General features: G+C 59.0%; 15 protein-coding genes, 1 tRNA gene and 1 pseudogene. 11 read left to right on the top strand and 6 right to left on the bottom strand.

Features of this window, described 5'->3' with window-relative positions:
• Positions 1-110: 110 nt before the first annotated feature.
• Together LMF57_RS12415 and LMF57_RS12410 are read right to left on the bottom strand one after the other, a co-directional pair.
• Positions 111-461 carry a ligand-binding protein SH3 gene (locus LMF57_RS12415; RefSeq protein WP_117310732.1) on the bottom strand — a complete coding sequence of 117 codons (351 nt, stop codon included), beginning with the start codon at positions 459-461 and terminating at the stop codon, positions 111-113.
• A gap of 130 nt (positions 462-591) precedes the next feature.
• A complete protein-coding gene (locus LMF57_RS12410; RefSeq protein WP_117310731.1) occupies positions 592-1,179 on the bottom strand; it encodes an NAD(P)H-dependent oxidoreductase in 588 nt (195 codons plus the stop codon).
• A 123-nt stretch (positions 1,180-1,302) separates the two neighbouring features.
• Between LMF57_RS12410 and LMF57_RS12405 the strand changes: the two genes are divergently transcribed.
• The 8 genes from LMF57_RS12405 (at position 1,303) to LMF57_RS12370 (ending at position 7,169) form a co-directional block, all read left to right on the top strand.
• Complete coding sequence (locus LMF57_RS12405; RefSeq protein ID WP_025878750.1) at positions 1,303-2,295, top strand: LysR family transcriptional regulator; 993 nt, start codon at positions 1,303-1,305, stop codon at positions 2,293-2,295.
• A gap of 85 nt (positions 2,296-2,380) precedes the next feature.
• A tRNA-Ser gene (locus LMF57_RS12400) sits at positions 2,381-2,470 on the top strand.
• Between the two features lie 86 nt (positions 2,471-2,556).
• A complete protein-coding gene (locus LMF57_RS12395) occupies positions 2,557-4,017 on the top strand; it encodes a site-specific integrase (RefSeq protein ID WP_229289968.1) in 1,461 nt (486 codons plus the stop codon).
• Positions 4,017-4,340 (top strand): hypothetical protein, encoded by a 324-nt coding sequence (locus LMF57_RS12390; RefSeq protein ID WP_229289967.1) that lies wholly within the window; start codon positions 4,017-4,019, stop codon positions 4,338-4,340. Before LMF57_RS12395 ends, LMF57_RS12390 begins: the two co-directional genes overlap by 1 nt.
• Positions 4,341-4,363: 23 nt before the next feature.
• A complete protein-coding gene (locus LMF57_RS12385; RefSeq protein WP_229289966.1) occupies positions 4,364-4,879 on the top strand; it encodes a hypothetical protein in 516 nt (171 codons plus the stop codon).
• A 317-nt stretch (positions 4,880-5,196) separates the two neighbouring features.
• The gene (locus tag LMF57_RS12380) at positions 5,197-5,508 is read left to right on the top strand and encodes a hypothetical protein (RefSeq protein WP_229289965.1); all 312 of its coding nucleotides are present in this window, start codon (positions 5,197-5,199) and stop codon (positions 5,506-5,508) included.
• Between the two features lie 51 nt (positions 5,509-5,559).
• The gene (locus tag LMF57_RS12375) at positions 5,560-5,916 is read left to right on the top strand and encodes a helix-turn-helix transcriptional regulator (RefSeq protein ID WP_229289964.1); all 357 of its coding nucleotides are present in this window, start codon (positions 5,560-5,562) and stop codon (positions 5,914-5,916) included.
• A gap of 257 nt (positions 5,917-6,173) precedes the next feature.
• Complete coding sequence (locus LMF57_RS12370) at positions 6,174-7,169, top strand: SH3 domain-containing protein (RefSeq protein ID WP_229289963.1); 996 nt, start codon at positions 6,174-6,176, stop codon at positions 7,167-7,169.
• Here the strand turns inward: LMF57_RS12370 and LMF57_RS12365 are convergent.
• On the bottom strand, positions 7,166-8,911 hold the full coding sequence (locus LMF57_RS12365; protein ID WP_229289962.1) for an ATP-binding protein: 1,746 nt from the start codon (positions 8,909-8,911) through the stop codon (positions 7,166-7,168). The two genes, LMF57_RS12370 and LMF57_RS12365, sit on opposite strands and share 4 nt — an antisense overlap.
• A 453-nt stretch (positions 8,912-9,364) precedes the next feature.
• Here LMF57_RS12365 and LMF57_RS12360 point away from each other — a divergent pair.
• The 3 genes and pseudogenes from LMF57_RS12360 to LMF57_RS12350 all read left to right on the top strand — a co-directional run.
• Positions 9,365-9,634: pseudogene (locus LMF57_RS12360) on the top strand (MobA/MobL family protein); the annotation flags it as partial.
• Positions 9,635-9,695: 61 nt separating this feature from the next.
• A protein-coding gene (locus tag LMF57_RS12355; RefSeq protein ID WP_229289961.1) for an IS3 family transposase occupies positions 9,696-10,800 on the top strand; the annotation gives its coding sequence in 2 pieces (ribosomal slippage) (positions 9,696-9,952 and positions 9,951-10,800; 1,107 coding nt in all).
• A gap of 46 nt (positions 10,801-10,846) precedes the next feature.
• Positions 10,847-12,166 (top strand): MobA/MobL family protein, encoded by a 1,320-nt coding sequence (locus LMF57_RS12350; RefSeq protein WP_229289960.1) that lies wholly within the window; start codon positions 10,847-10,849, stop codon positions 12,164-12,166.
• Between the two features lie 431 nt (positions 12,167-12,597).
• Here the strand turns inward: LMF57_RS12350 and LMF57_RS12345 are convergent, their stop codons facing one another.
• The 3 genes from LMF57_RS12345 to LMF57_RS12335 all read right to left on the bottom strand — a co-directional run bounded on the left by LMF57_RS12345 (position 12,598) and on the right by LMF57_RS12335 (position 14,776).
• Positions 12,598-13,296 (bottom strand): hypothetical protein, encoded by a 699-nt coding sequence (locus LMF57_RS12345; RefSeq protein WP_208082751.1) that lies wholly within the window; start codon positions 13,294-13,296, stop codon positions 12,598-12,600.
• 5 nt (positions 13,297-13,301) lie between these two features.
• Positions 13,302-13,784 carry a hypothetical protein gene (locus LMF57_RS12340; protein WP_208082750.1) on the bottom strand — a complete coding sequence of 161 codons (483 nt, stop codon included), beginning with the start codon at positions 13,782-13,784 and terminating at the stop codon, positions 13,302-13,304.
• Between the two features lie 422 nt (positions 13,785-14,206).
• Positions 14,207-14,776 (bottom strand): Fic family protein, encoded by a 570-nt coding sequence (locus tag LMF57_RS12335; RefSeq protein WP_229289959.1) that lies wholly within the window; start codon positions 14,774-14,776, stop codon positions 14,207-14,209.
• Positions 14,777-15,896: the final 1,120 nt, after the last annotated feature.

The following is a 15,896-nucleotide window of genomic DNA, read 5'->3' as shown; positions in this document are numbered from 1 at the left end:
TCGGCACCGCATCCACGCATGGCGTGGGTCTACCGACGCGGTGCGGCATCCACGTACCGGGGGCTTGGGCTTTGCCGTAGATCCACGCCATGCGTGGATGACGCAATCCATCAACCTGCTACGCGCAGCTTCTCCAGCGGCACCCAACCGGCCTCGCCAGCTGCCGGCACACACCACGCCCACCCATTGAGGGTGCGCACGCCGCGCAACTGCTGGCCCGGGTCTACATCCAGCTCCCGCGCGCAATAATCCTCCGTGGCAAACGCGCCACCCTGCGCATCGTGCCCGATCACCGGCGCCGGCACGAAACCCGGCTGCTGTCCTTCGGCTTCGCACAGGAACCAGTCCTCCCAACCCTCGGGCCCTTCATATCGCGCGCCAACCACCAGTGCCTGCCCACGGTGCAGGGTGATCGGGTGCGGAAATTCGCTGCGGTGCGCAGCCGTCACGATGTAGTCCATCGCCCCATGGTGGCAAAAAAAAACGGCCCCGCAAAAGCAGGGCCGCCAGGGTGGGCCGGGATGGGGGAGGGAATCCCGGCCCGCGTTCAGCGCCCAGACGAGGGAGAGAGGCGCCGAACGCTGGAACGCGTTACGCCGCTGCCACTTCTGCCGGCTCATGCGATGGCAACGATGCCAGCGCACCGGCAATGGCGTCTTCACGATGCTGCGGCGAATAGGCAATGCCCTCGGCACGCACGAACTCGATGTCGTTGATGCCCCAGAAGGCAAACGTCTGGCGCAGGAAGGGCTCCTGGAAATCCGCCGGCGAATCGGTGTAGATGCCGCCACGGCTGCTGACCACGATCACCCGCTTGCCACCGGCCAGGCCCACCGGGCCGTTCTCGGTGTACTTGAAGGTGCGCCCGGCCACGGCCACGCGGTCGATCCAGGCCTTCAGGGTGGAGGGCACGCTGAAGTTGTACATCGGCGCGCCGATCACCACGATGTCTGCGGCCAGGAACTGCTCGAGCACCTGTTCAGCATCGGCCGCTTCGGCCGGGTCTGTCCTGGCCAGCGAGCCGCTGCGCAGATGCGGTACCGGATTGGCGTCAAGATCGCGATAATCAACCTGCAGGCCGTCGATCTGCTGCTTGAACTGGGCCACCACGGCGGCGGTCAGGTGGCGGGAGACGGAGTTGTCGCCAAGCACGCTGGCGTCGATGTGCAGAAGCTTCATGGCAGTACCTATGTTCGGGAGAGGTGGCGGGCTTTGCCGCCGACGGAGAGAACAATAGGTTGTTGCATCGACGGGATAAAGGTGGTTGAATGCCACGTATTGTTCTATCAATGGAACTCGGGTATGCATGACCTGAATGATCTGTACTACTTCGCCATGGTGGTCGACCACGGCGGTTTCGCCGCCGCCGAGCGCGCACTGGGCATTCCCAAGTCGCGCCTGAGCCGCCGTATCAGCCAGCTGGAAACCGACCTGGGCGTGCGCCTGCTGCAGCGTTCCACGCGCCGCTTTGCGGTTACCGATGTCGGCACCAGCGTGCACCGCCACGCCCAGACCATGCTGGCCGAGGCGCAGGCCGCCCGCGAGGTGGTGGACCGCCTCAGCGCCGAGCCGCGCGGCCTGGTACGCGCCAGCGTGCCGGTGTCGCTGGCGCAGATGCAGCTGCCCAAGCTGCTGCCCAAGTTCCTCGAGCAGTACCCGAAGGTGCGGCTGCAGCTGAACATCAGCAACCGCCGCGTGGACATCATCAACGAAGGTTACGACGTGGCCTTGCGCGTGCGCTCGCGCTTGGATGACGACGGCAGCCTGGTGATGCGCAGCTTCGGCCAGGTGCAGGAGCTGCTGGTGGCCAGCCCGAAATACCTGGACCGCGCCGGTCGCCCGAAGGACCCGGAAGAGCTGGCCAACCACGTAACCCTCAGCATCAGCGAAGACGAAGCGCGCCAGCGCTGGGAACTGCACGGACCGGAAGGCGCGGTGCGCCGGGTGGACCTGCAGCCGCGCGTGGCCGGTTTCGACTTCCCGCTGCTGCAGAGCATGGTGAAGGACGGCTTCGGCATCACCATGCTGCCGGAAACCGTCTGCGCCGATGCCGTGCGCAACGGCGAGCTGGAAGTGGTGCTGCCGGACTGGTCGCTGCCGCAGGGCGTGTGCCATGCCGTGTTCGCCTCGCGTCGCGGCCTGCTGCCGGCGGTGCGGGTATTCATCGACTTCCTGGCCGAGCACCTGCCGCCGCAGCTGGAGGCCTCGCGCCTGGATTGCGGTGGCGCCTGCGAGAAGGCCAAGGAGCGCATCAAGGCCAGCGCGCTGGGTGCGCTGGCGGTGGATGCGGGCTGAGGCTCACCCACGACGGAACAACGGTCTTGGGCAAATCGCCCGGCCGTGCGAGAATGCGTGCCCGGCCAGCAGGCTGGGCCGATACGGAGAGATGGCCGAGCGGTTTAAGGCACCGGTCTTGAAAACCGGCGAAGGGTCAAACCTTCCGTGGGTTCGAATCCCACTCTCTCCGCCAATATTCATATAAGTTATTGATTTTATTTAACTTATTTCGAGTATCTGGGTCTGCCGGCGGGACACAGATCGGGACACATCTCCCGAATGCGCATCCCCCATCACCTGATTCGGACCACCTCAGGCACCTACGCCTTTCGTCAGCGCGTGCCCAGCGATTTGCAGGTCGTCATCGGCCGTAAGCTCATCAAGCAAACGCTTCGAACCACAAACTTGGCCTCTGCCAGGCTTCGCGCGATTGTCTTGGCATCAGGCTATGCTCACGCCTACGACCTGCTGAGGGACCAGCGAGTGGACCGCTTTAGTAAAAAAGACTTGGACGCCCTCGTTGACCGCCTAAGCAGCGGTGCAGATCGGCACGATTTGACGCTTCATCGAACGCAAGCGGCAGATGGCACGATCACGGAACGCTGGCAGATCGACAGCGAAGACGATGTCCGTCTATTCCGCCAGGCGCAGACCTTCGCCACAGCCGCAGAAGTGGATGCGATCGGCATGCTCGATCCCGAGCCTAGGCCTGTTCGCGAGCCGCGTCCTCAGGTCAGCGAGACAATTTCGTTGGAGAAGGCGCGCGACGCGTGGCTGGCGAGCATCAAGCCGCGAACCTTGCCTAAGACTTATACGATCAAGACAGCCGCAGTCGAGTCGCTCGTAGCGTTCCTCGGGCCTAAGTCAAAGCTCCACACGGTCACGAGGCCCGACTTGGCACGCTGGTATCAACATCTTCGTGACAATGGCGCCTCGACGCCAACACTGACGAACAAGCAGAGTTATGTAGGTGGGAAAGCGGGCTTCTTCGACTGGGCCATGGCGTCCGGTTACTTCCCCCAAGGCGACAATCCCGCAACCGGGCATGTGAGCTATTCGCTGCGGGAGAAGCGCGCTCGGCGCAAGCTCGGCTTCAAAGCCTACGACCGTGATCAGATCCAAACGATCTTCTCGCCAAGCAACATCGAGAAGCTCTCTGAGAACGCTCGATGGGCGTCGCTCCTTGGCCTCTACACAGGCGCTCGAGCGTCGGAAGTGGGGCAGCTCTTGATTGCAGACATCGTGTTGGAAGGAAAGCTCCCTTGCATTCGAATTTCTGACGAGGGCGAGAACCAAAAAGTCAAAACGGAGGTCAGTCTTAGGACCGTTCCTCTGCATCCGGATCTTTTGGCACTGGGCTTTATGGATTGGGTTGCAACGCGCAAAGCGGCAGGACACAAGCGCTTGTTCCCCCAAGCGAAGGGTGACGCGCTCAATGGTCAGGGCAACTGGATCACGAAAGCGTTTAGCCGACATCTGGCGACCATTGGTAAGGATTGGCCGAAAGCGAAGCGCGGCTTCCACTCTCTGCGAAAGACCTTCATTCAAGAGCTGCAAACGCTCGGCGTGGCTTCCGAGCTGCGCGCTCAGATCGTCGGTCATGAGTTGGACGATGAGCATCACGCAACGTACAGCCGTGCTTTCACGGCTAAAGAAAAGCTCAACGGAATGGGGAAGCACTCACCGGGACTGGCGTCACTGAACTACGAGTTGCGTCTGCGAGCGTCAGGAAAGGCGTAGTGCTGGGCTATGGGCGTTCTGTGCTCGGAGCAACGCGGCATAACGACGTTGATGTGACTGAGGCCTTAGAGGGTTTGAAGAAAGCTGGCGAGATTGAGTCGCTTCGGACCCATGGTCTTCGTCGGACGTTTGCTACAGTGGCCGAGGAAGTGGCTGCGTGTGCGGTAGAGGAGCGGCTTATCAATCAGCGCGACAGCCGAGACGTTGCCGGAAGCTACACCATGGTGGACGATGCGCGGCTGCTGGAAAAGATGCCGTGGGTTAAGAAGGTAATGCGAGGGTCAGGATCCGGTGCTGCTCGCCATTTTGAGTTGAATGCCTAACTACACCAGTGAAGGGGGAGCTAATGGGAAGCAAGGTTGTGATCGTAAGACTCGAAGAGCCGGATGCGGGCGAAGAGCTGTCTGCTGTTGAGCTGACGTGGGCGCACGGCACCGAGCAGGGGGATGGTTGCGATTTTCAGTTTATTAGCGGCTGGGATAGTCGTCCTCTCGTGCTCGAGAAACTGTTAGATGCTGTTAACGGTAAGCTGGTTCAACCGGGTGATGCGTCCGTGGCTGACGCTTGGGATGCATTTGGTATTAAAGTTGGCCAAGTCAGTGGGAAGCAACTCAAGGTGGTGACCCATCAGTGGGCATCGGCCGACGGGAGCTACATCGTCAGGCGCGTGAGCTTTTTAGAGGGAGGAAAGTGGAACTTCCCTAAGACTCAATTCGTCGTGCTGCCCAGCGCGGGGAGCGAGATTGTAGGTATTTACGCGGATCCGGCCCTTGCTGTTGCCGAAGCCGAGAAACAGGCTGAACAACTTAATAATTCTTTGAGCCTTGAAAATAATCAGACCAACGGGATACGCAGGATCTAGGTTTAGAGGTTGTCAGGCGGAGGCTGGCCTGGCGTTCGATTGGGCACAGCCTTCGTCACATCCTGATCCTTCCACATCGTCACATAGGCCGGCTCCCAATGACGTCGATGCGAACGCCAATGCTCAATACAGAGTTCAGTGGCAAGGTCCGCCTCGCGGCGGGCGTCTCTGGCCGGTAAGCGAGAAAGCGCGGCGATGTATGCACTGTTCCAAAACTCTTCGATGTTCATAAATAGTTGAGAAGTTGAAGTTCTCCGTGTTTAAGGCAAAGCGCGCATCTGTCAAGTCATGAACGCTTGGCAGGAGTAGAGGCTCCGATGAACGAAAGCAGTGACATCCCATTCCGTTTGACCCAAGTTGCGCAGAAGCGCCTGACCGCTGAGCAGCTCGCGGAAGCGCGCCGCCGTTTGGAAGAGCGCCCCGAAGACGCCTACTTCAATGCAGTTGAAGCCGCGATCTATGTAGGTAGAAGCACCAAGACCTTGAAACGCGCAATCGATGCAGGCGTGGGACCGGCCCGGGCGAAGACCGTAGGGGCCGATTGGACGAGCGCGCTTGAGCGAGCATCAGGCGATGGAGGGGTGCCGATCCGGAGCGGGCTTGCCAAAAAGGTTACGTCAAACGTATGATGCGTTCAACGTAACTTTGCGTTGGGCGTAACTGACGTTCATCATTCCCAGATGAACGCGCTCGCCCTCTCGATCCAGACCCTTATCGCGACCCGCATGAAGGAGGTCCGCAAAGCGTCTGGCGTCTCTCAGCGGGCCCTGGGGAAAAGCGTGGGGTTGGATGAAAAGCGGGCGGGGCCCTACATAAGCCGCTATGAGAGCGGCGTCCATGCGACCGACTGGGAAACGACCTTGAAGATCGCCCAGTCCTTGGGCGTGTCCGTGGCGTATTTGGTTGCCGAGACGCCGGAACTAGCCGAGCTGATCAAAGCTGTCCAGGACTACGAACCCGAAGAGCTTCGGGCACTAGCCGAAGAAATCCGGGTTCGCCACGCTCAGATTGATCGCACAGCGCAGGATCAGCCGTAGCGGTTTGCCTGCGTAGAACCCAACTGCGCAGCGGAAGCTGGCCGAGCGGGTAGGCTGCTTTTAAGATAGGGCAACCTATCTGCGAGCTGCCAATGACTTCGGACCAGGAAGACGCGTGTCAGCCAGACCAAACGCCGGGTGCGCGGCTCACGCGTGTGATTGACCGAAGCTCGGCAACGCGGCTTGTTGAGCAGATGCAACGCAACTCAGCCATTCATGCTCTCCACGCGGCCCAGCAGCATCCATCGATTGCGGCTATGCGAGATATCGAGTCACCCGCTACCCGATTTGCGATAGAGCTGGCCAACAGCGACGTGCTGCGTATGTCCTCAGGCATACGACAGAACTTGGCCGACCGCATGGGTCAGTTGAACGAATATGCAGAGATGGCCAGGCGATCAGCCATGGCATTGCGCCAGTCCCTCATGCCTTGGCAGCCGGTTGTCAGCGAACTCGCGATAGCTGCAAGCCGAACGGCAAATGACATTCTTGCTTGGCGCGACCGGTATGCGCCCCAACGCGACGCTGCCGTCGAGGCGATGCGCCGACTCGAGTCAAGCATTGGACCTGTCAGGCGCTTGGCTGAGCAGTTCGGCGAGCAGTTGCACGTAGCAGCGCAGCTGAGCCAATCGCCGGCATTTCAGTCTTGGCTATCGGAGATGTCCAGCGTCGAGATGCAAGAGCGCATGGAGCAGCTTTTGCAGGAGGCGTCGGAGGATACGTCAGCCTCGTCACCAGACATGGCAACGCCCCCTGCTGCAATGCCGGCAACGGCAACGTCTCTGGTTTCATGGTTGGTGGGGTGTTTGGCTGCGTTGCGATCATCCGGTCTACCGCATGCAGATCGAATGGTCCTCTATGGATATGCGCTGACAATCGCTTGCTTCCTCTATACGGAAATAGGAAGCAATCAAGACCACGCTGAGCACATGGCCAAGATTGACGCGCAAAGTCAGGCGATGAACGCCAAGCTTGACGAGCAGAATCGAAGCGGGCGTCAGATGGTCGCGCTAAATCAAGCCATATTGGATCTAGAGATGGCTGATCACACCTACCAGGTCATCGTCCGTTCCGCTCCATTTCGGGCAGAGCTCTCTGAGCCAGCCACGCACTGGTTGCCTTACGGTGAGGAAGTGCAGGTCCTGCGCGCTGCCGGCAAGTGGCGTTTTGTCCAAACGGTGGACGACGAGGGCGCGTTGCGGTTCGGATGGGTCCTGAACAAGCATTTGAAGCGCCTCACCGAGCCGGACTAATCGTTCCACGTTCGGATTGTGGCCACCAGTTCTCGCATGCGTTCGGCCCAGTCAAAGCGTGGCGCCATGATGGCTGATGTGGTGTGTTCGCGAGAGGCGAGGGCAAGCTCAACCTTGTCAATGCTGGCCCGATTGAGCTTGGCCTCAACGTAAGAGTCACCCTTCTTCGACTTAGATGCGCTTGGAAAGAAGAGCTCGAACTGCGCAGGATCAACGGGATCGGCTTTCAGGCTGAGTGCCTTGCCAATCACTGAGCCAGGCAGGTAAGTCTCAATTTCTTTGCCGGCAGTCACCCACATGTATCCATTACGCAGCTTTGCCATTTCTTCTTGCGCTTTCAGAACTCGCTTTTTGAGCGAACTGCTCTTTGATGACCGATCGCTGTCGCAAACCATTGCTGCGTTGCGGTTGAGTTGGATGAGCTTGATCAACTCCGGGTTGGCTGCCGTGGGGTCACTGAGCGTGGTCCGAGAGAGCAATGATCCGCCGTAGAAGGCGCAGGCGTAGTCACGGCCTTCCAAGAGACTGCCTTCGGAGAAGGTCTCAATCCAATGGTTGAGATAGATGGCATCTGAGGGACCCTCAACCCAGATGATTCCGTTCGCTTGCAAGATGTCTGACGCGCGGGCACCTAGGTCACCGACTACCTGAGAGTGATCAAAATGCGCGGAGATGGTCTGGGTCGATGCAGCAGTCCCATCATGTGAAACGCGCACAAACTGGGCGTGATCCGAGCGACTGAACTGATCGAGCGTGGCACTGGAGTGGGTAGTCAGAAAGATCGGGCATTGGTGTTCGTCGGCGAACCCGTCGATGAACCGCAGCAGGCGTCGGAGAAGCGCAGGATGAAGGTTGTTCTCAAGCTCTTCGAACGCAAACACATAGTCACTTGCCGCTTTATTCTCAAGCGTAGGGATCACCAGGAGGTTGAGCAGAACGAGGATGACTGTCTTCAAGCCGCTGCCTGAGCTGCTCAGCGGGATCAGCCCTTTTTCCGCCTCTTCAAGGAAGATCTCCCATTCCCCGTCCTCATGCTGTTGCACAGAAATTGCAGAAAAGGACCCGTCCGGGCCGAAGATATGGTTAAGTGCCCCTCGCAGTTCATCTTGAATGCGGCGCCGCGTCACCATGATGTTGTCAGCCCGGATCAAGTGATCGCGGATGATATTTGTCGCCCCTTGTCCATCTGAGCGAAGAGCGAGCTTAGCGGCGGCAGGCTCATTCCGTATGTCGCGATCAGCCAGCATATGACGAAAGATCTTGTCGGTGAACGGACTTTTGAGTCGACTTGCTGCCTTAGCAAGCTCCATCTCCGTCGCTTCGTTAACCTGATGGGAGAGGATCCTGCCCAAGGCATCAGACATCTCTTTCGCCTGATGTGACAGGTCATTTACGGATCCGTGCGCATTCTCGATCCAGCTCACTGGTGTATCAACGAAGCGCAGGCCATGAAACGTCCAGTTGCTGTCCGTGTTTGGAACGCCGAGGGCGCCAGAGCGCTGAGAGTTGGCAAAAATTCCTTGGAGCGTCACCTCGTCGAATGTGCCTGTAAAACGATACGAGGCAGGAAGTCGCGACTTGGTGTGATCGGGCGAGCAGAGGCTCTGGATGATCTTCAACAGCTGCGACTTGCCAGTGTTGTTGCGCCCGATGATGACGTTGATCAGCTTGAACTCGTCGAAGCCGCAGAACTCTGTAGTGAAACAGCTCAGACCCTTGATCTTGACCCCGGTGATCGGCATAGCATTCCTTGCAAATGTGGACTGGGACGACGCGCCGCATGACGGGGCCCTCTCTGTGACCAGCATCTCAGTCTAGCGCGAGAGCAAACGGCGCCAGCGTCAACCACTGGTGCTCTCCATTCATATTGCGTTCACAAAAAGATACGCTCAGCGTAGGTTTGTTGGCGATTGGGGGCGTCAATTGGGGCGGGATTTAGGGTGTGGAAGACCCCTAAAACAGGAAGTCAAAACCGCACTTATGGTTTTCGCTTCGCGTAAACCGTGCGGCCTGCCAGGGTTTGGCCGATCGCTGACGCGCTCGCATTTGACGGGGTCAAATGGCCAGGCAGGCAGACCAATCGAGTCGCAGAGGAAAGTGTGAGCTAGAGCTCGCTCACGCAGTTGACCGTTTGCACTAGACGAAGAGAAGTCGCGCGTTTAGTTGGGGGCGTCATTCACAGGAGCCCTAAAAAAATGGCTATTTATCACGCAACACTCAAATCATTCTCGCGTGGCAAAGGCGAATCGTCTGTCGCCGCTGCTGCCTATCGTGCCGGGTTTGATCTCGTCGACAACGCCACTGGTCTTTACCACCGCTACTCTCATCGTCATGGCGTTGCTCACCACCAGATGCTCGCGCCAATTGGGGCGCCAAGCTGGTGCTACGACCCTCAAAAGTTCTGGGACGCCAACGAAGCAGCCGAAACACGTGCTAACGCCCGCGTTTGCCGTGAGGTCGACGTCCCCCCAAGATTGAGTAGCGAAGCGGTTTGGAGTCCAATCCTCAATAACAAGGAGATTGGACGTGAAGAAGCGCTTTTCCGAAGAGCAAATCATCGGCTTCCTACGCGAGGCTGAGGCCGGCATGCCCATCAAGGACCTCTGCCGCCAGCATGGCTTCAGCGAGGCCTCGTATTACCTGTGGCGCAGCAGGTTCGGTGGCATGAGCGTGCCCGACGCAAAGCGGCTCAAGGACCTGGAGGCGGAGAACACACGCCTGAAGAAACTGCTGGCAGAACAGGTCTTCGAGAACGACGTCATCAAGGATGCGTTGCGAAAAAGTGGTGACCGCGCCGGCGCGCAGGCTGCTGGTGCGGAGCATGGTCGAGAAGGGGCTGAGCGAGCGGCGAGCGCTCACGGTCGTACGGATGAGCGCGAGCGCACTGCGGTATGAGCCTCGGCCCGACCTCAACGTTGAGCTGCGCGAGCAGATCGCTGCGCTGGCGCACCGGCACAGACGCTACGGGGTGGGCATGATCCATCTGAAGCTGCGGCGGAAAGGACTTGTAGTGAACTACAAGCGAGTGGAGCGCTTGTATCAGGAAGCGGGCCTGCAGGTGCGTCGCAGAAAGCGTAAGAAGGTGCCGGCAGGCGAGCGCCAGTCCCTTCTGCGGCCGTCCGCCGCCAATGAGGTGTGGTCGATGGACTTCGTGTTCGACCGTACCGCCGAAGGCCGGGTGATCAAGTGCCTGACCATCGTCGACGACGCCACCCACGAGGCTGTGGCCATCGAAGTGGAGCGGGCAATATCCGGGCAAGGCGTGTCCAGGGTACTGGACAGACTGGCCATGCAGCGCGGCCTGCCACGAGTGATCAGGACAGACAACGGCAAGGAGTTTTGCGGTAAGGCGATGGTGGCCTGGGCTCACGAAAAGGGAGTTGCCCTGCGTCTGATCGAACCGGGCAAACCGAACCAAAATGCTTACGTCGAGTCCTTCAACGGACGGCTGCGCGACGAATGCCTCAACGAGCACTGGTTCCCGACATTGCTTCATGCCCGCACCAGCATCGAAAGCTGGCGGCGCGACTACAACGAAGAAAGACCCAAGCGAGCGCTTGGCGGGCTAACCCCCGCCCAGTACGCCGCGCAGTTGGCGGCGAAGAACGATAACATCAGCACCGGACTCTAAACCCGCCCACTACTCAAACCGGGGGGACGTCGAGGTCGAGGTCGCTTTGCCCCACAGCCTGTCAGACGCGCAACGCAAGGCCCTTGCGCTGGATCTGGGGCAGCTCATGGTGGACCGCTATCAAGTGGCAGTCTTGGTTGCCATTCACGCCCCCTCCAAAGAAGGCGATCAGCGTAATCACCATGTGCACTTGTTGATGTCGGCGCGACAGGTCGGCTCTAAAGGACTCGGCGAGCGCGCCGGCATGGCGTTTGACTCGCGCCAGGGCGGCGGCGCCAAGGCTATTCGGGAACTTCGAAAAGCCATTGAAGGGGTCATCAACGCGCACTTAGAGCGCGCAGGTGGCACGGATCGAGTAGACCACCGATCCCTAAGGGCTCAAGCGCGGGAAGCGGCATTGAAGCAAGATTTCGCGCGAGCCAAAGAGTTCAGCCGTCCTCCAACGAAGCATATGGGCAAGACCCGGACCGAGATGATGCGCCAGGTCAGTAAGTTGGGTGTGGAACACGCGCTTGCAGCAGGGAGCTTCGTGGAGCGGATTATTAGCCGGCGCTTGCAAACAACCACCTTGACGCATGGCGTTCCCGAAGGACACTCCCACCAGGCCGCGTTGGCGGACCGTGCGCGCGAACAGGCGGCCCTACCGGAGGGGACGCCAGGCAGAGGAAACACCGCAGGCATAGCGAGACCGACTGGTGCACGGATTATGCCCACTGCCGTTCCAGTGGGGATTACGCGACGCATCAGCCGGGTTATGCGTTTGGCACGGGCGACTGGGCAAGACGCGGAGGTTCTTAACGCCGAAGCAGAGCTTGTCGAACAATGGTTGGAGAGCCAGCGCCAAGCTGCGCAAGACTCGCTTGATATGCTTAGAAGCGTGGGCGGCATCCAGATCGAACCACAGTTTCAAAAAGCCTACACCACACTCATGTGTCGACGAGTCGACGCCTATGCGACCAGTTCGTTCTTGTATGAGGACACTGAACGTTTGGCGCTGGCGGTGATGAGCTACGCGCATGCGGTCGTGAGGCCTCAGCGTGCCCGCATGGCCTACCTATCGGCTCGGGCTAAGCTGTCCGAGTATGACGCTACGCCCACATCTCGCGAAGCTGCTCGTGCCAAGCAGCGCTACTTCCGTGCCAAGGCGCACATTTCCAAGCGCGCAGGGGCGCTTCAAGCGGAAGCGATCAATCAGGCTCGCGAGCAGATGGTGGAAGCGGGCAACCACCTTGAGCGAAGATTTGGCATAAAGGGACCCCGTGCAAGGAGCTCAGGCATCAACCTAGGCGAGGGTGACGCCCGGAACGGCGTTCCTTCCAATGGCCAGCTTGATCTTCGCCCACGCCCTGCTCGACCCAAGGCTTAAATGGGGGACGCAGGCGACTGTCTGAACGCACCATACTGAACGCGCAGACTTGTGCTGAGTGACTAGCGGCGCTCGACAATGGGAACCAAGAGCGATCATCCCGCTGCCCATGGATATAAGACTCGGTGGGGCTAATGTTGCTTGGCGGGTGCCCAGATCGTAGACTTGAAGGACACTCACCAGGACACAGTCCGATTTGAGTTCTGTAGGCATATCAACGGCTTAAGAGTCGGCACGTTTAGTCCCACTCTCTCCGCCAGAATTTTTGAAAAGCCCCTGTTTACGCAGGGGCTTTTTGGGATGGTGGTGAAGCTGCGGGCAGGGCGCCTGCCCTGGCACGATCTCGATGACACTTCCGCATCAGATCACACCATTCACGTACGGCAGAGTGGGAGTGTCCCTGAACGAACACCCCTAGGCCTGCGATGCGCCTAACCTTGGGGGCGTGGATCAGGTACTTGGTCGCCTGCAAATCCCTTGTAAAGCAGAGACGCCCTGCTATCGGCAGCCGCCAGCTCAGCTGAGCTGAGTCGCATCCTCGCGATTTCGATCGCTGCCTTTTGATCGCCCATGATGTAGGCCAAACGAAGGTAGGCTGCTCCATCCACTGCGTTTGGCACTCTCGATTCACGATATGACTCTGAGATCGCATATAGCGCGTAGAAGTTGCCCGAGAGTACCTGATTTCGGAGCATGACCTGGCCGTCCATGAAGTTCTTCTCCAAGGCGATTCGCTTTCCCAATACGGTGGATGCAGTGGTGTCACCCGCTGACGCCTTTTGTTGCAGTACGTCCAGCGACTCTGACTGTAGGTGCTCGAGTTCAGCTTGTGAAGGGTACTTGTGGCGGATCAGCCACTCAGCTTCTTCTTGAGATTTTGCTTGCAGGGGGCCAGCTTCATTGCAGTCTCCGGTGCACATGCGCTCTGCAATTGCAGCCGCGTTGGAACCCGATGGGCTACCGGTGATTGAGCGTCGCGGCGTGCTGGCCTGCGGGGGGAGAGCCGCTTCGGCGGACGATGACGCGGGTCTTTCTGCCGCCGGTGATTCTGCGCTCTGGTTTGAGGTCGGTTGTTCCGAGCAGGCAGTGGCGGTGACCGCCAGGATGGCCGTAAGCAAGATCGATCTCATGTGCATCACTGTACCCCACACATATTGTTCTGAACCTGGGTCCACCACTTGGAGCATGAAGCATCCTCCGTCACCGCGCGCCATTTCTCACCGATCGAGTTTCGTGTGTCAATGAGGTCGATGATCCCATATGGGACATAGTTTTCGAGAGGGATGCCCAATGCACGTTGATGCTCAATGAACCAGAACATGAAGTTCTGATTGTCGTTGGCCTCGGCATCAAAGGCCTTCAGCATCTGGATGCAATACTGCTCAGGCTTGGTCAGCGCTGCCCCTACCCGATACTCACTTGATGCGGTGAGCTGCATGTCACATGTCAAACCAAGGTGAATACGCAATCGAGAGTTGGTATCCACTAAGCTTGCGCCTGAGGCGAAATTGTCCACCTGGTCCTGTAGGGCGGCCTGGAGGAACCAGATGGCTCCGGAGTCCATCTGAATCGGCATTCCTTCCCAGTAGGCATTGCCGTTGACGAACGAATGAGCCATTCGCATGGAGGATTGTTGGCCAGCAGGTATTCGATCATCTCCATGTAGTGGATTTGTTGGCATGGGAATAGGATTAGGGCAGGCGGCAGGCCGGGTAGCAATCAAGAGGGTGCAGGATTGTTGTGGATCGCTGCCAGCCCCACCACCGCCCCCACCGTTTGAGCCGCCCGGGTCGTATCCCAGGTCAGGGGGGCGAGCTGGCGGCTCCATCGGGGGAGTATATGGAGGAACATAGGGAGGCGGGGGGACATTCACCGGGGGAAGATTAGTCGTCCCTCTATCCGTCGAAGTGTCTGCGAGGCCGGGCTGAACGGCGAAGAAGCATCCTGCGATCACCAAGGTCAATCTGATGCTAAGCCGTACTGCGGCCCCTAGGTCACAGGGGCGCGCTGTGGTGTGATTTGAGTGGTGCGCGTGTCGCATTATCTCGGTCGTCCTTGTATTTGCATCGTTTGAACGGAGATCTCTTCGCCCCAGGTGCTGTCCTTGCGGATCCTTTGGACAAGAGAGAGAAGCGTTTCGCTATAGAGCCTGGTGTATTTACAGTCCTCGTGTTTGGAAATTATTTTTGTGCAGAGCCCTCGGCTTGTCGTGCCGTTCATTGCGCATATCCCAGCTGGAGAAAGCTCTCCGAAGGCTGTCACGCAGTCCAGAGCTCGAGTGTCGCAGCCTGCTGCTGCAGCATCGAGATAGGCTTTTCCGATGCTGGATCCTGTCTGGCGCCACTGCATATAGTGGTTCTCATCAAATGACGTGCCACCGCTCCGAGGTCCTTCCTGCCACGATCTGATCAGGCCAATCTTGTCGAACATCAGCCGCCATGCAATGTAGAGCGGGTATGGGCTTTTCTTCCTGGATGACATCTTGATCAGCAGGGATCGCACCGCTCTGCCATTGCCGTCATGCAGCGGATGAATCGACAAAAATTGGAATGCAGCAGCTTCGTCCACCTGCCCATTTCGGTTGTCGAGATGATCTGCGAGGAACGACATCAGATCCTCCATCTGATGCGGAACTCTTGCTATGGAAGGGCAGACCAGGCCGGCTTCCAATGGCGATGCGGCACCAACCCAGGAGCGATCCGATCGAAGTTGGAACGACGAGATCCCGGCGCAGTGGGTGATCTGCTCAAGGAAACGCCTCCAATCCTGGACATCGCTGTTTGCCAACGGGCGTAGACTGTGGGTGAAGCTGTCCCCGAAGCTGGGAGCAAGCGATTGGCTTTCTATTGGGTGAAGCCTGTGGACACGATTTAGCCGTGCTGTGATGAGCAGGATTGGCCGCAACGCTGCCTCATCCATTCTCCAGTCAGTAAGTGGGACTGAGGAAAATGTGTGTCCAGACAGCGGTTGAGGGCTGGAGACAACGATTGCATGGTCTTCCCAGATCCGGGGATCGGCTGCCTCCTTGATCAGCGGTAGTGGTGTAAACAGGCAGCCTGGATAGAGCTGAGTTGCTGGTAGCATCTTTCATGCATCTCTGATGATGGCCTCAGTAGCGGGACGCACCGCCCGCCACTGGCGGGCAGACCGTTTGTATCGTCGTGATACGCAAGTGTGGGGTCCTGATTCCGGCCAAAGCGGGGTACCTTGGCGCGGCCATCATTGGCGCAATGCGTTGGCTCCAGAAAGTAGGGAAAACCCGCGTTGATCTGTGCTCGCGCCAGATGAGACAAGGGATGGCGAACTGCCCATCGAATGACGGAATTCACCGGTACAACATTTCCTAAATGGCACGCGGCCCCGGCCCCAGCAACTGGCCAAACGCGATAAACCGCGTGGCCTCAGGAAGTGTTCTTGATGCCCCCCCCTGTAGGTGTCGCCCCTCAGTCGCGCAGACACGGCAGCACCGGAATCGGTGTGCGCCCGAACCCAGATAGTTCACGGTCCGACGGCGGCACCTCGGCATGTACGTGCAGGATCAGAACGCCGTCGGCTTCGAGTTCGCGAAACTGCGTGGTTGGCAGGGATCGGGGTGGCGCTAGAGATGGTCTGAACAATCAGCACTGAGTTCCGAATTCCCTAGCCCATCCGACCAGCTGTTAGCACCGATGTAGAACTGACCCACCCGGGCGGCCATGGTGGCCTTTTCGAGGCTGCCGATGCTGACTCA

This window comes from Stenotrophomonas sp. SI-NJAU-1 (assembly GCF_020883215.1).
GTDB classification, from domain to species: Bacteria; Pseudomonadota; Gammaproteobacteria; order Xanthomonadales; family Xanthomonadaceae; genus Stenotrophomonas; species Stenotrophomonas indicatrix.
The sequence above is the reverse complement of the archived record's forward strand: the minus strand, read 5'-3'. Positions and strand labels throughout refer to the sequence as shown.